Genomic DNA, 13,439 nt, shown 5'->3' with positions numbered 1-13,439 from the left:
GCTTTAGCGCGCGCCCGGACGGCCCTGCGAAAGGCGGGCGCTGGTCGGGGTGCCGTCGCCGGTCACGAACATGCTGTGCAGCAGGCCGCCGGCGCTGCCGGTGCTGCTGCTGTCGGTGGAGGTCACGGCCGCGTTGGTTGCGGGGGCGGCGTCAGCCGGGGCGCTGGCGGCGGAGTTCACGGCCGGGGCGGTCTGGTCCTGGGGCTGGGCCTGTTGAGGCACGACATTGCCTACCTTGTTGAACACGGATTGCGGCCCGAAGAGGTGGACCACCGGCCCGTCGCCGGGGGCGGCGATCTTGGCGGGGTTGTCCTCGCGCGCCAGGGCGGCACCGGAAGGCAGCAGTGTGGCGGCAAGCAGAACAATGCTCAAGGTTTTCAAGCGGTTCACGTCGAAATCTCCAATGCGGGGCGGTCCAGCGGGCATGCTGAGCGGCCCGGCTTTCTGTATTCATCGATATTCGTTTGATATTGTATGCTTTCAGTCCGGCCATGGCCATGGGAGTGCTGAAAACGAACCTTGTCCAACCAAGCGTCATTTTATGCCTCTTGTTTGGATGGGGCGCCATATCGCGCCGCAGCACTGCAGCGGCAAGGCCAAGCGCCGATGGCTGGGCGCGCAAAGATGTATGGCTTGCCAGCCATGCGAAACCTCTCGCCCCTGGCGTTGGCTTGGGGTAGGCTGCGTTACCATGAATATTCTCGCCCCCCGTCCAGCGCGGCTGGTTGTCGAGGTCGTGTTCGATTTCGTCTGCCCCTGGTGTTACCTGGGGGTGAAGCGTCTCTCCTTCCTACTCGCAAGGCGGCAGGATCTTGATGTCGAACTCAGCTGGCGGCCGTTCCTGCTGAATCCGGACATGCCCCGCAGCGGAATGCCGCGTGCAGATTACATGATTCGTAAATTCGGCGCCGAGGACCGGGCGCGGCGGCTTTATGCCTCCATCGCCGATCTCGGCGCGGCCGAGGGGATCGAGTTCAACTTCACCGCTATCCGCCGTACCCCAAGCTCGGTGGATGCGCACCGGCTGGTGCGCGAGGGTGCCAAACACGGCGTTGCCGACCAGCTTGTGCAGCGGATTTTCGCGGCGCATTTCGTCGAGGGGATGGATATTGGCAGCCATGCTGTTCTTGCGGGGCTGGCCGCGCAGCTAGGTCTGGACGTGGGGGAGGTCATCGATTTCCTCGCCTCGGGCGAGGGTACGGAATCCGTGCATGCCGAAAACTTACATGCTCATCGCTTGGGAATTAATGGCGTGCCATGTTTTGTCATCGACGGCGAGCACGCCATCGCCGGCGCGCAGGAGACCGAAGTTCTGGAACGGCTGCTCGATTTGGCGCTATGCACGAGCCGGGATCGGTAGTTCCATTATCTGACACATAGGTTACAACCGGTTACGCTAATATTTTCTCGCCGGTTGTGAGATCTATGAAGACATCCCTGTGCCTTGCCGTGTTCAGCTCATTCTCCGCGCTCGCCCTCAGTAGTCCCGCGCAAGCCCAGTCCTCATCGCCATTCGCAGGGATCTGGACCCTTCAGGACGAAAATGCCTCGGTTAGCACCTCGCAGCCCACCGACAGGTATTATGTCAACGGCTTTCACCTGGGATGGACCTCGCCGGAAGGAAAGGTGCCCGATTTCCTGGCCGATTTCGGCCACGCTTTGCTGGGCGAGGGGACGCAGCGCATCAGTGTTGGCGTGGTCCAGCAGCTCTACACGCCAAATGATACCAAGCTGACCAACCCCAACCCGAATGACGAGCCTTATGCCGGGTATCTCGCGGCCACGGTGAGCCTGATCCAGGACACGCCGAACACCCGCACCGTGCTGGGGATGAGCGCTGGCGTGATCGGGCGGGATGCGGGCGGCGAGATCGTGCAGAACGGTTTCCATTCGGTCATCAGCCAGAACGGCACGCATGGCTGGGCGTATCAGCTGCCCAGCGAACCGGCGATCGATTTCTCCGCCGCGCGCATCTGGCGCGTGCCGGTCACGCATCTCTCCAATGGGATGGAAGCGGACATGCTGCCGCAGATATCCGCCATGGGCGGGCTGACCGAGGATTATGTGCAACCCGCTCTGGGCTTCCGCTTCGGCCAGGGGCTGGACGCGGATTTCGGCCCCTCGCTGCTGGCTACGGCGCCCTCGGGGGCCGATGCCTTTAACCAGACCCAGCCTGTGGTGTGGTATGTGTTCGGCAGCGCCGCCGCGAAGGTGGTGGGGCATGACGAGATCCTCCAGGGGGCGGACTTCCAGAGCAGCCGAGGTGTCGATCCGTACCGTGTCGTCGGTACATTCGAGGCCGGGGCGACGGTGATCTGGCGCGGCGTGCGGTTCACCTATACCCAGGTGTTCCAGACCAACCGCTTCTACCACCAGGAAGGCACGATCCACGGCTACGGATCGTTCTCGCTGGGCTTCACCTTCTAACGCGCTGTTTCAAAACGGCGCACTGGTCAAATCCACAGCCGCTTTCTGGGCGCCGCTTGTTTCATGAAAAAAAGGCTGTTTTTTGCGGGTTTTTGCACAGGAAGGCGTCAACTGCCTCGCGCTGTGCGAAAAACGCGGCGCAGCCCCGAGGGAGGGGAATTGTTGTCGCGGCGCACAATTTCTATATAATTCAGGCATCGTCGGGTTGCGCCACGCAGCCGTCGTAAACTTCAGGCTTTTTGTACTAGATTAACCCAGATATCGCCGTATAACGGCGACAAGAATAAGGAATTCACCGTGGCCAACGAAAAAACGCAAAATGTACAGGATGTATTCCTGAATCACGTGCGTAAGAGCAAAACGCCGGTTACGGTGTTTCTCGTCAACGGCGTGAAGCTGCAAGGTGTCATCACCTGGTTCGACAATTTCTCGGTCCTCCTGCGCCGCGATGGGCATACCCAGCTCGTATACAAGCACGCCATCAGCACCGTGATGCCGGGCGCGCCGATCATGCTGTTCGACGCCAGCCGTGCCGAGGGGGCCGCTCCGCCGCCGGCAGAGGGGAGCAGCGGCAGCACGCTGAAGCTGCAGCGTAACCCTGAGCCGCATACGATCCGGAAACCGAAGGCTGATCGAGACCGCACCGCCGCCCAGCAGGGCGGCCATTCTGTTGCCATGGGACAAAGAGGCCGCGCGCACGGGTAACCAGGCGCGTTCGGCCGAGGCGCGTCTGGCCGAGGCCGTGGGCCTTGCCGCCTCCATTGGCCTTGTCATTGTGCATGAGCAGATATTTCAACTGCGCAGCCTCACCCCCGCCACGCTGCTGGGCAAGGGGCAGGTGGAGATTGCCGCCGCCGCCCTGGCCGGAGCGCAGGTGGATGTGGCGGTGGTGGACGCCATGCTCACGCCCGTGCAGCAGCGTAACCTGGAAAAAGCCTGGAAGTGCAAGGTCATCGACCGCACGGGGCTGATCCTGGATATTTTCGGCGCCCGCGCGCGTACCCGAGAGGGCGCGTTGCAGGTCGAACTTGCGCATCTGGAATATCAGCGCTCCCGGCTGGTGCGCTCTTGGACCCACCTTGAGCGCCAGCGTGGCGGCTTCGGCTTCCTCGGTGGCCCGGGCGAGACGCAGATCGAGGCGGACCGCCGGTTGATCGGCGACCGCATCGTGCGGCTCAAGGCGGAGCTTGAGGAGGTGCGGCGCACGCGCGGGCTGCATCGCGGTGCGCGCAAGAAGGTGCCGTATCCCATTGTGGCGCTGGTCGGCTACACCAATGCGGGCAAGTCCACGCTGTTCAACGCGCTTACCGGTGCGACCGTGATGGCCGAGAACCAGCTCTTCGCCACGCTGGACCCGACCATGCGCGGGCTGACGCTGCCCTCCGGGCGCAACATCATCCTCTCCGATACTGTGGGCTTCATCTCCGAGCTGCCGACCGAGCTGGTCGCCGCCTTCCGCGCCACGCTGGAGGAGGTGTCCGAGGCCGATCTGCTGCTGCATGTGCGGGATGTCTCCCACCCCGACACCGAGGCCCAGGCCAAGGACGTGCGCAACGTGCTGGCCCGCTTGGCCAAGGACGGCGCGTTGGACGAGGACTGGCCTAACCGCACGCTGGAGGTGCTGAACAAGGCCGACATGCTGGGCGGGGTGGAGAATGTGGTGCAGGGCGAGGGGATTGCCGTCTCGGCCCTGACGGAGGAAGGACTGCCGCGCCTGCTGGGGGAGATCGACAAGCGTCTGGCCTCCCGGCTGGAGGTGGTGGAGCTGCAAATCCCCGTGGCCGATGGTGCCAAGATCGCTTGGGCCTACCGCCATGGCGAGGTGCTGGCCCGCGAGGATAGCGAGGAGTTCGTGCATTTGACCGTCAGGCTGTCCAGCGTCGACAAGGCGCGGTTCGAGGCGCTGTGACCCCGGCGCAGGAACAAGCCGTCATCGCGCTGCTGCGCGAGGTCTCGCGGCGGGAAATTCTGCCGCGTTTCAAGCGTCTGGGCCGCGGCGATGTGCGCGATAAATCCGGGCCGCTGGATCCGGTGACGGTGGCTGACGAAGCCGCCGAGCGCGCGCTGAACGCGGGGCTGAAGGCGCTGTTCCCCGGTGATGACGTGATCGGCGAGGAGGCGGTTTCCGAAGGTACGGCCCAGCTGGAGCGTCTGGCCGAGCCGGGGCGCGTATGGGTGGTCGACCCAATCGACGGCACCGCGAATTTTGCCGCCGAACTGCCGCTATTCGGTGTGATGGCCGCGTTGGTGGAAGAGGATCAGGTGAAGGCCGGGTTTATCTTCGACCCCATAAGCGACGATTGCGCCGTGGCGCTGGCCGGGCAGGGGGCGTGGCTGGAAGCGGCGGATGGTTCGCGCCGCCGCCTGCGTGTGGCCGAACCGGCCCCGGTGGAGCAGATGTTCGGCTCGATGTCCTGGCGCTACATGGAGGAGCCGCTGCGCGCGCATGTGCTGCACCGGCTGGATCGGCTTGCCGCCGTGACCGATTACCGCTGTGCCGCGCATCAGTATCGTATGCTGTCGGCCGGGCATTGCCACGTGCAGATGTTCCGCAAGCTTATGCCCTGGGATCATGCCGCGGGCTGGCTACTGCACAGCGAGGCGGGCGGGTATTCCCGGCATTTCGATGGTTCGAATTACCGCCCCTCGCACACCGGTGGGGGGTTGCTATTGGCCCCCGACGCCCCCAGTTGGGAGGCTCTGGCGGAGGCGCTGCTGCGCTGACCCTGACTTTTTGAGGGGAACGAGATGAAGGCGATCAAGATCAAACAACCCGCGGGGCTGGAAAACCTGCTCCTGACCGAGATGGACGCGCCATCGCCGCCCGGCCCGGGGGAGATATTGGTCCGGCTGCACGCCAGTTCGCTGAATTACCATGATTACGCAGTGGCCATTGGCGCCATTGCCACCGCCGAGGGGCGCATCCCCATGGCCGATGGCGCAGGCGTGGTGCAGGCCGTGGGCGCTGGCGTGGGCGAGTTCAAGCCGGGCGATCATGTTGTTTCCTGTTTCTTTCCACACTGGCTGGATGGCGCGCCGAGGATCGGCGATTTCTCCACCACGCCGGGCGACGGCGTGGACGGCTATGCCCGCGAATACGTGACCGTGCCGGCACAGTTCTTTACCCACGCCCCGCGCGGTTGGACCCATGCCGAGGCGGCGACGCTGACCACGGCGGGGCTGACCGCTTGGCGGGCGCTGGTGGTGGAGGGGCGGATCAAGCCCGGCGAGACCGTGCTGGTGCTGGGCTCTGGCGGTGTGTCGGTGTTCGCGTTGCAGATTGCCCGGGCGGCGGGGGCGAATGTGATCGCCACTTCGTCCTCGGACGAAAAGCTGGAGCGGCTGCGGGCGCTGGGGGCGGAATACGGCATCAACTACCGCACCACGCCGGAATGGGGGCGTGCTGTGCTCGACTATACAGGCGGGCGCGGTGTGGACCATGTTGTGGAAGTCGGCGGGCCGGGCACGCTGGCGCAGTCCATCACGGCGGTGCGGATTGGCGGGCATATCTCGCTGATCGGCGTACTGACGGGCTGGGGCGGCGAGGTGCCGACCGCGGCGCTGATGCTGAAGCAGGCTAGGCTGCAGGGCATAGTGGTCGGCAACCGTCGCCAGCAGGTGGAGATGGTAGCCGGGATGGAGGCAAGCGGGATCCGCCCGGTGATCGACAGCCTGTTTGCGTTGGAGGATATTGCCAACGCCTTCCAGCACGAGAAGTCGGGGAGGCATTTCGGCAAGATCTGCCTGGAGTTTTAAAAACTTCCGTTAGTTTTCTAGCATTTTCGCGAGCCGTACAGCTGTGTGCCCGTGCGCGACCTTCAGCGCCGGGAGCACCAGCATCATATTGTCCTCGGGCGTGAGGATGGCTTCGTCGCCATCATGCGCGATGACTGTTCCGGCATGGGGCACGATCTCGCCGCCATGGAAATCGCGCACGAAGGTAAAACGGTTGGTCCGTGCCGTGATGGTGCGGACCACCTGCGCCAAGCGCGGGGGCGGCGGGGTGGCGATGCCCTCCGCCATACCAGCATGGCGCAGCAGCGAGAGCACCGTCTCACGGCTCTGTGCGATGGCTTTTGCCTCCCAATGCTGCCCGGCCTCCACCAGCACGCAAGCGGCTTTCTGCTCAGCGCCCTCGGTGAAACGCCCGTAATCGATGAGCCGTTTGCCGCCTTTATGCCCGGTATCGGCCACAACGAGCCCCGGCGTGCCCACAGCCAGCGCCAATTCGCGCCCCCGCGCTCCCGCGCCGCATAGCAGCAGCGGCTCCGAGGGCCAGAGCATCGTGTGCAGATCGAGCAGCTGATCGGCACTGTCGATCAGCGGTTTCATCTCGCGCGCGCGGTCCAGCTCTGCCGAGCGGCGCACGCCGAAAAGTTGGTAATCGTCCCATACGCGGTTGAGGTCTTCCTCGAGATAGCGTGAGGCCAAGGGGTTTCTGGGGTCGAACCGCTTATACGCGGCGAGGTTGGCGAAGCCGAGCGTAAGCCGCCCGCGCAATGGGGTGAAACCCGTGCGCAGCAACTCGGCCAGCACGATGGCGCCCGCAAACTCATTGCCATGAATTAATGAAACGATCACCGCATGCGGCCCCTCGCGCCCTGAATCGAGCGTGGTGAAGCCGGGTATGCCGGTATTGCCGGCGATGAAGGGGGTGAGGTCGGGCGGCGCGATTTCTACGGCGAAACCAGGCAACCCGTGGGCATGCGGGCTGTGCGACAGCGCTTCGGGCAAGGGGCCGGAACTCATAGCCGCCAGTGTAGCCGGGTTGTGGCGGGGCGCAATCCGTGGGTTGACGCCGCGCCGTGCCCCAGCCAAAGCCGGAGCCATGCCGATTGTGAGACTCTTTTGCACCGACCTCGCCGGGCTGCGGAACCAGGCGCTGGGCTTGGCCGAGGCCGCCGGATTCGTGCCGGACATGCACCCGCTGCGCTTTCTCAAGCCCTGGGACAAGATCCCGACCAGTTTCTGGTTCAATCCTAGGCTGGCCGTGGGGGCGGAGGCGTTCGAGGCCCCGCTGCCGCCGGTGGTGATGGGCGCTGGCGGTGCGGGCTCGCGCGTGGCGGCGGCGCTGCGCGGCAAGAATGTGCGGGCCGTGGCGATCCAGCATCCGCGCATGGCGCTGCATAAGTTCGATGCCATTCTCGCCGCCCGGCATGACGGTATTGCCGGGCCGAACGTGATCGTCACCCGCACGGCGCTGCACCGCGTGACGCAGGCGCGTCTGGCCGCCGAACGCGAGCATTGGGCGCCACACTTTGCCGCGTATCGGCGCCCGCTGGTGGCGGTGCTGCTGGGCGGCTCCAATGGCCGCTACCGGTTCGAGGCTCCGCAGGCCCATGCTTTGGCCGTGCAGCTCGCCAATGTGGCCCGGCAGGCGGGGGTAGTCATCACCCCTTCGCGCCGTACTTCGCCCGAGGTTGTGGCCATTCTGCGCGCAGCCCTTGAGCCTCTGGGGGCTTGGATCTGGGATTTTACCGGCGAGAACCCGTATTTCGGCATGCTGGCCTGTGCCGATGCCATCATCGCCACGGCGGATAGTGTCTCCATGGTCTCCGAGGCGGTGGCGACGCATGCGCCGGTATATCTGGTGCGGCTGCCGGGCAAATCCGCGCGTATCGGCATGTTCATGGACGAGCTGGTGAAGGACGGGCGCGTGCGGGATTTCGACGGGCGGCTGGAGCTATGGAATACCGCGCCGCTGGATGATACGGCGGAAGCGGCGGCGGAACTGCGCCGACGTCTGGGGCTGTGAGATAAAAATATGCTGGATATTGAAACGTTCGATAATTTCCGCGGCGGCAATACGGTCTACAAGGCGCTGGCGCACCCCATGGCGGCGCGGGCTCTGGCGGCGCTGGCCGAGCGGGCTGGCACCGTGGCAGTGGTTGACCCGGAGGGTTACGCCGGGCCGCTACTGGCCCTTTGCCCGGATTTCGACGTTGAAGGCGTTTACGTGCAGGACGTGCTGGCCGTGGGCCAAGTACGCGGCGGGCATATCGCACGGGCTTTGACGGCATTGCCCCAGGCGCGGGTGCAGACGGTGCTGATCGCGGCCTTCGACGCACCGCGTGTGGCCGAGCGGCTGCGGCGTTTCCTGCCGCCGGGCGCCGAGGTGCTGACGCTGGACGAAATAAAGCTGCCCGAGGCATGGCGCAGCGTGCCGGAGCGGTATCTGGACGGGCGCAACTTCGCCACCAATTTCGTGTTCTTCCGCGATGACGGGCATTTCGCCACCCGCCTCACCACCGCCAATTACTGGGCCGGATACGGCGCCAAGGCGGTGCGCTTCTTCCACATTCTGTTCGGCGCGCAAGGCGAGGTGCTGGCCGAATGGCAAGCTGACGCCGCTGCCGGGCCGGGTGGCTATGTGCTCGACAGCCAGGAGATCCGCAGACGCTTCGGGCTGGGGCCGTTCACAGGGCAGTTGTTCATCCATGCCACCGGCATCTCGGGGCATGACGTGGTGAAATACGCGCTGGATACCTATGCCACCGATAACGGGGCCTCGCTCTCCTGCACGCATGATGCCAATGCCTGGCCCTCCGAGCGGTTCGCCGGGTTGCCAGCGCCGCGCCCGGATGAGCGCGTGATCCTGTGGGTGCAGAACAGCCACGCCGTGCCGATCCCGGCGGGCGGGCTGGCGCTGGACCGCATGGGCGAGGGCGCGGCCAAAGCGCTGGATGAGGAGGTTCCTCCCTTCGCCACGCTGGCGCTGGATGTGGCGGAGCTGTTCCCGGACCTTAAATGGCCGGCGCAGCTCGAGGTTCTGGCTGGGCGGCATGTGGTGCGTCCACGCTACGAGGTGCAGCGCGGCGGGCGCACGCGCATCGCCCATGTGAACGTGGAGCGTGCGGATTTGAAGCCCGATGAGGGGCTGAAGGCGCTACCTTCCGAGATGGGGCGTGGGTTCCTGCTGCCTTTCCCGGTGCTGCCGCGTCAGCGGTTCCGTACCGTCGTACTGCCCACCCCGATGGCCGTGACAGAGCAGAACACCCCGCTGCGGCTGGACGTGTTCGCCCCGGACGGCGCGAAGCTGGCGGAGCATTATTCCGGCGTGCTGCCGCGCAAGCATGACTGCGCCTTCGACCTTGACTACATGCTGCCCGAGGACGCGCTGCCCGAGGGCGGCCATGCCGAGTTGGTCTATGATTTCCGCGCTGGCGGCGAGGCCAATGGCTGGCTGCACGCGCTGTTCCGTTTCGAGGACCGTGTGAGCGGCCATGCGGCGGAGAGCAGCTTCGGCGCGCATATCTTCAACACGCTGATGGTCTACAAGAACGAGCCGCAAAGCTATACCGGCAAGCCGCCGGGACTTTCCACGCGGCTGTTCCTCAAGCTCGGCTTCGGCGGGCGGGAGAGCTTCTGCGTGCTGATCTACCCGGCCTCGGGGCCTTGGGTGGAGTTCTCCAGCACCGAGTTGAAACTTTACGACGGCGCGGGGCGGAAGTTGGAAACGGCTCGGGTCCGGATCGCTTGTTCAGGCTCGTTCGTTGTACGGCCCTCGGAGCATTTCTCCGCCGAGGCGCTGCGCGAGGCGGGCGAGGCTGGCTATGTGCTGATCCGGGATGTCACCTGCCGCTTGTTCGGTTTCCATGGCATGGACGACGGCACGGGCGGCTTCTCGCTAGATCATATGTTCGGGTTCTAGACCTCCACCAGCGCCCCGACCTTAAGCGTTTCGCCCAAGCCCACCCATTGTCCGCCGCGTAGCACCTCGCTGGGGCGAAACTTGGCTTTGTAGGCCATCTTGCGGCTCTCGGCGACCCAATAGCCGAGATAGACATGCGGCAGCCCCAGCTCCACGGCACGCTGCACCAGCCAAATAATGGCGTAGGTGCCGAGGGAGCGGGGATCCAGCGTGGTGTCGAAGAAGGAGTACACGGCGGAGAGGCCGTCGCCAACGCGGTCGGTAAGGCAGGCGCCGGCGAGGCGGCCATCGGGCAGCCGGAACTCGATCACCGAGGTCTCGATCGGCGTGTCCTCGATCATGGCGCGGTAGTCGTAGAAACTCATCGCCGCCATGTCGCCGTCGCCATGGCGCATCTGCTGGTAGACTTGGAAGAGCTGGTACTGCTCGGCCGTGGCGCGGGGCGGCATCTCCTGCACGGTGAGATCGGCGTTGAGGCGGGCCACCTTGCGCTGCGTTTTGTTGGGCATGAAGTCCTGCGCGCGAATGCGGATGGGCAGGCAAGCATTGCAGGAGGGGCAGACCGGCGCATAGGCGATGTTGTGGCTGCGCCGGAAGCCACCGCGCGAAAGACGGTCGTGCAATGATTCCGCCGAGACCCCGGCCAGCTCGGTCACCACCTTGCGCTCGGTGCGGCCCTGCACGTAGGGGCAGGGCAGCGGCGCCGTGGTGTAAAAGAAATGCGGGCGGCGGGGCGATTTGAAGCTCATTACAGCTTTATGTTTGGGGTTCAGCCCCGCCGCGTCAACAGGAATTTACCTGGACCTGATGACCACCAGCCCGGAAAGGATGTCATGCCCCATTCGTCCGCGCGGATTGAGGAAGGCCAGCAGGAACGGAATGCCGACCAGCACGTAGCTGAGCCAGAGCAGCACGGCCCAGACCAGTCCCTGGGCGAGGTTGGGCGGCGCGGTCCAGTTATCGTCCTGCCGCACGGCGAGCCCGGCGAAGCGCTGCCCCGGCGTGGCGCCGCTCCCGCCCACCAGCAGGGTGTAATAGGCCAGCGGGATAAAGGGGATGACATGGAAGGCGAGCCAACCCACGCCCAGCGTGAGGATGCCGAACAGGGCGATGAGGAACACCGCCGCCCAGCCGACGATGTTGATGCAGATGCAGTCGACGATCAGCGCCAGGAAGCGCCGTGGCAGCACGCCGTCCGTCAGGCGCGGGTCGAAGGGCGGGGTGGAGAGGTATTCGGTCATGCCTGGGAGTGTGCGCCGCGCGGGGGGCGGAGCGCAAGAGTGGCGATGGCGGCGAACAGTGCAGCCTCCGGCACGGCGTAGAGGAACCAGTGCCAAGCCGGGGTGAGCAGCGTCAGCGGGCCGAGATAGATTAGCGCTGCCAGGGCGAGCGGCCATGCGGAGGGGCGCATGGGAAGGCAGAAGGCCAGGGCGGCGGTCAGGGCCACGCTGTCATACGCATAGGCGTGGGGCTGGGCGAGGAAAGTGCCGGTGAGCAACGCAGCCACGGCCAGACGGTACGGGCCACGCCTTGCCAGCCAAGCGACAACCGCCGCCACCAAGGCGAAGCAGGCGATTTGCACTATCCAGGCGATGTGCTGCTTCACGCCCAGCGCGACGAGATTGGCGGCGGGGGTGACGATGATATTGAGATTCAGCCCCGTGGAGGCGAAATAATTGGCCTGGTATTGCGGTAGCGTATGCGCCCAGCTGAGCCACAGCCCGGGTGGAAAGGCGAGGCAGGACAACCCTGCCATCGCCAGCGCCGTGAGGCTGGCGATGGCGATGGCCCGCCACTCGCCGTGCGCCAGCAGGAAGACAGGGATGAGCACGCCGAGTTGCGGCTTCAGCGTGAGCAGCCCGAAGGCGATGCCTGCCAGAGCCGGGCGCGTCGGCAGCGCGCCGAACCCCGCCAGCAGCAGGGCGGTGGTGAAGAATGCCGTCTCCCCAGTGGCAGCCGAGATCAACGCGGCTGGGCTGGCTAGCAGCGCCGCCAGCACAGCCCAGCGCGCGCGGGGGAAGGCCAGCGGCACGGCGGTGGCGAGAGCGGCGAGGCCTGTAGCGGTCCAGATGATCTCGGCCCAGCCGTAGGAGATGTTTTTCAGCCACCAGATCGGCAGTAGCAGCGTGGGCGCATAGAGATAGGGGTAGAAACTGTCGAACCCCGGATACAGCGCCTGCTGGAAGGCTTGCAGCGCTGTGGCGTCGTAGATCTGCGCGATGGGATGCGTGGCGGCGAAGCGCGGGAAGGACCAGAAGGCCATGAAGTCGCAATTCAGCCGCGTATGGGTGAACAGCAGGTAGCCGAGGGCGAGGATATTGAGCGCCGCGCAGGTGCTGACCACCGCGATAAAGAGCTTGTAGGCCGGGCCGGTTGTGGGCTGGGTTGGCATGGCTTAAGCCTTAAGCCAGCTTCGGGTTACGGTCGATGGAGGGGCATATGCCGCGCGCGGGTTCGGTCAACTATCTGTTCGGCACCAAATTCTACAAGATGGCCTATGTCGAGTCCGGCAACCCTGCGGCTCCGGCCGTGCTGTGCGTGCATGGTCTCACGCGCAATGGGCGGGATTTCGACGCTCTGGCGGAGGCCCTCTCCGACCGGTTCCACGTCATCTGCCCTGATCTGCCGGGGCGCGGGAACTCCGACTGGCTCCCCGAATCCATGGCCTATCAGCCGCCGACCTATGTGGTGGCGCTGGCGCATCTGCTCGCACAGCTCAACAAGCCGGTGGCCTGGGTGGGGACGTCTCTGGGCGGCATCTGCGGCATGATGGTCGCCGCCGCGCAGAATACGCCAATCACAAGGTTGGTGCTCAACGATGTCGGCCCGCATATCCCTGCCGTGGCGCTCAAGCATATCCGTGATTACATGAGCACCGCGCCCGACCGCTTCGTCTCGCTGAAGGCACTTGAGGCGCATCTGCGCCTGGTGCATGCGACATTCGGTCCGCTGAGCGACGCGCAATGGGCACATATGGCCCGCTTCTCCGCCCGGCAGGTGCTGGACCAGACCGGGAACGGGGCCTTCGCCATGCATTACGACCCCAAGATCATCGAGCCGCTGCTGGTTTCGGTGCCTATCGACGTGGACATGTGGCCGCTCTGGGACATGATCAAGCTCCCACGGCTGGTCATCCGCGGCGCGCAGAGCGACCTGCTCACCGAGCCCGTATATACCCGCATGCTAGAAAATGGCGCCGAGGGCTACGTGGTGGAGGATGCGGGCCATGCCCCGGCGCTGATGGATTATGAGTCGATGGCGCGAATCAAGGCGTTTCTGCTCGCGGGGCTGTAAGCGGCGGATGACGCTTTTGTGTCGGTGGCGTGACGGGTTTGCCGCCCGGACGGAACTGGCTACATTC

General features: G+C 65.2%; 13 protein-coding genes and 1 pseudogene. 9 read left to right on the top strand and 5 right to left on the bottom strand.

Annotated elements, in window-relative coordinates; genetic code table 11:
- Positions 1-3: 3 nt before the first annotated feature.
- Positions 4-390 carry a hypothetical protein gene (locus tag HNP71_RS03980; RefSeq protein ID WP_183265570.1) on the bottom strand — a complete coding sequence of 129 codons (387 nt, stop codon included), beginning with the start codon at positions 388-390 and terminating at the stop codon, positions 4-6.
- A gap of 301 nt (positions 391-691) precedes the next feature.
- On the opposite strand from HNP71_RS03980, the gene HNP71_RS03975 reads away from it, so the two are divergent.
- From HNP71_RS03975 to HNP71_RS03950, 6 genes and pseudogenes are all read left to right on the top strand, one after another.
- On the top strand, positions 692-1,360 hold the full coding sequence (locus HNP71_RS03975) for a DsbA family oxidoreductase (RefSeq protein WP_183265569.1): 669 nt from the start codon (positions 692-694) through the stop codon (positions 1,358-1,360).
- Between the two features lie 65 nt (positions 1,361-1,425).
- Complete coding sequence (locus HNP71_RS03970) at positions 1,426-2,427, top strand: lipid A deacylase LpxR family protein (RefSeq protein ID WP_183265568.1); 1,002 nt, start codon at positions 1,426-1,428, stop codon at positions 2,425-2,427.
- Between the two features lie 297 nt (positions 2,428-2,724).
- Positions 2,725-2,970, top strand: a pseudogene (hfq, locus tag HNP71_RS03965) (RNA chaperone Hfq); the annotation flags it as partial.
- An 88-nt stretch (positions 2,971-3,058) separates the two neighbouring features.
- Positions 3,059-4,336 carry a GTPase HflX gene (gene hflX / locus HNP71_RS03960; RefSeq protein WP_183265707.1) on the top strand — a complete coding sequence of 426 codons (1,278 nt, stop codon included), beginning with the start codon at positions 3,059-3,061 and terminating at the stop codon, positions 4,334-4,336.
- Positions 4,333-5,151 (top strand): inositol monophosphatase family protein, encoded by an 819-nt coding sequence (locus tag HNP71_RS03955; RefSeq protein WP_183265567.1) that lies wholly within the window; start codon positions 4,333-4,335, stop codon positions 5,149-5,151. The genes hflX and HNP71_RS03955 overlap by 4 nt, the downstream gene beginning before the upstream one ends.
- A 24-nt stretch (positions 5,152-5,175) precedes the next feature.
- Complete coding sequence (locus HNP71_RS03950) at positions 5,176-6,183, top strand: zinc-dependent alcohol dehydrogenase family protein (protein ID WP_183265566.1); 1,008 nt, start codon at positions 5,176-5,178, stop codon at positions 6,181-6,183.
- 9 nt (positions 6,184-6,192) lie between these two features.
- Here HNP71_RS03950 and HNP71_RS03945 read toward each other — a convergent pair whose 3' ends face one another.
- Positions 6,193-7,281, bottom strand: coding sequence for a M14 family metallopeptidase (locus tag HNP71_RS03945; protein ID WP_343062200.1), 1,089 nt, complete (start codon positions 7,279-7,281; stop codon positions 6,193-6,195).
- On the opposite strand from HNP71_RS03945, the gene HNP71_RS03940 reads away from it, so the two are divergent.
- Complete coding sequence (locus HNP71_RS03940) at positions 7,256-8,182, top strand: mitochondrial fission ELM1 family protein (protein ID WP_183265565.1); 927 nt, start codon at positions 7,256-7,258, stop codon at positions 8,180-8,182. The two genes, HNP71_RS03945 and HNP71_RS03940, sit on opposite strands and share 26 nt — an antisense overlap.
- A 9-nt stretch (positions 8,183-8,191) precedes the next feature.
- Positions 8,192-10,078, top strand: coding sequence for a hypothetical protein (locus tag HNP71_RS03935; protein ID WP_183265564.1), 1,887 nt, complete (start codon positions 8,192-8,194; stop codon positions 10,076-10,078).
- On the opposite strand, the gene HNP71_RS03930 is transcribed toward HNP71_RS03935, so the two are convergent.
- The 3 genes from HNP71_RS03930 to HNP71_RS03920 are packed head-to-tail and all read right to left on the bottom strand — an operon-like array spanning position 10,075 to position 12,470.
- Positions 10,075-10,827: an arginyltransferase gene (locus HNP71_RS03930; RefSeq protein ID WP_183265563.1), complete on the bottom strand. Its 753-nt coding sequence runs from the start codon at positions 10,825-10,827 to the stop codon at positions 10,075-10,077. The genes HNP71_RS03935 and HNP71_RS03930 overlap by 4 nt on opposite strands.
- A gap of 45 nt (positions 10,828-10,872) precedes the next feature.
- Positions 10,873-11,319, bottom strand: a complete 447-nt coding sequence (locus tag HNP71_RS03925; protein WP_183265562.1) for an RDD family protein — start codon at positions 11,317-11,319, stop codon at positions 10,873-10,875.
- Positions 11,316-12,470, bottom strand: a complete 1,155-nt coding sequence (locus HNP71_RS03920) for a glycosyltransferase family 87 protein (RefSeq protein ID WP_183265561.1) — start codon at positions 12,468-12,470, stop codon at positions 11,316-11,318. The genes HNP71_RS03925 and HNP71_RS03920 overlap by 4 nt, the downstream gene beginning before the upstream one ends.
- A gap of 47 nt (positions 12,471-12,517) precedes the next feature.
- On the opposite strand from HNP71_RS03920, the gene HNP71_RS03915 reads away from it, so the two are divergent.
- A complete protein-coding gene (locus HNP71_RS03915; protein ID WP_183265560.1) occupies positions 12,518-13,372 on the top strand; it encodes an alpha/beta fold hydrolase in 855 nt (284 codons plus the stop codon).
- Positions 13,373-13,439: the final 67 nt, after the last annotated feature.

The sequence above is a fragment of the Acidocella aromatica genome, from assembly GCF_014201825.1.
Classification (GTDB): domain Bacteria; phylum Pseudomonadota; class Alphaproteobacteria; order Acetobacterales; family Acetobacteraceae; genus Acidocella; species Acidocella aromatica.
Note: the sequence above shows the minus strand (reverse complement) of the source record. Positions and strands in the feature narration are given on the sequence as shown.

Bases quoted from the DNA above. Each gene is read 5' to 3' on its own strand.
- HNP71_RS03915 (WP_183265560.1), top strand. From the start codon at position 12,518: ATGCCGCGCGCGGGTTCGGTCAACTATCTGTTCGGCACCAAATTCTAC.
- HNP71_RS03970 (WP_183265568.1), top strand. From the start codon at position 1,426: ATGAAGACATCCCTGTGCCTTGCCGTGTTCAGCTCATTCTCCGCGCTC.
- HNP71_RS03975 (WP_183265569.1), top strand. From the start codon at position 692: ATGAATATTCTCGCCCCCCGTCCAGCGCGGCTGGTTGTCGAGGTCGTG.
- HNP71_RS03920 (WP_183265561.1), bottom strand. From the start codon at position 12,470: ATGCCAACCCAGCCCACAACCGGCCCGGCCTACAAGCTCTTTATCGCG.
- HNP71_RS03930 (WP_183265563.1), bottom strand. From the start codon at position 10,827: ATGAGCTTCAAATCGCCCCGCCGCCCGCATTTCTTTTACACCACGGCG.
- HNP71_RS03935 (WP_183265564.1), top strand. From the start codon at position 8,192: ATGCTGGATATTGAAACGTTCGATAATTTCCGCGGCGGCAATACGGTC.
- HNP71_RS03925 (WP_183265562.1), bottom strand. From the start codon at position 11,319: ATGACCGAATACCTCTCCACCCCGCCCTTCGACCCGCGCCTGACGGAC.
- HNP71_RS03940 (WP_183265565.1), top strand. From the start codon at position 7,256: ATGCCGATTGTGAGACTCTTTTGCACCGACCTCGCCGGGCTGCGGAAC.
- HNP71_RS03950 (WP_183265566.1), top strand. From the start codon at position 5,176: ATGAAGGCGATCAAGATCAAACAACCCGCGGGGCTGGAAAACCTGCTC.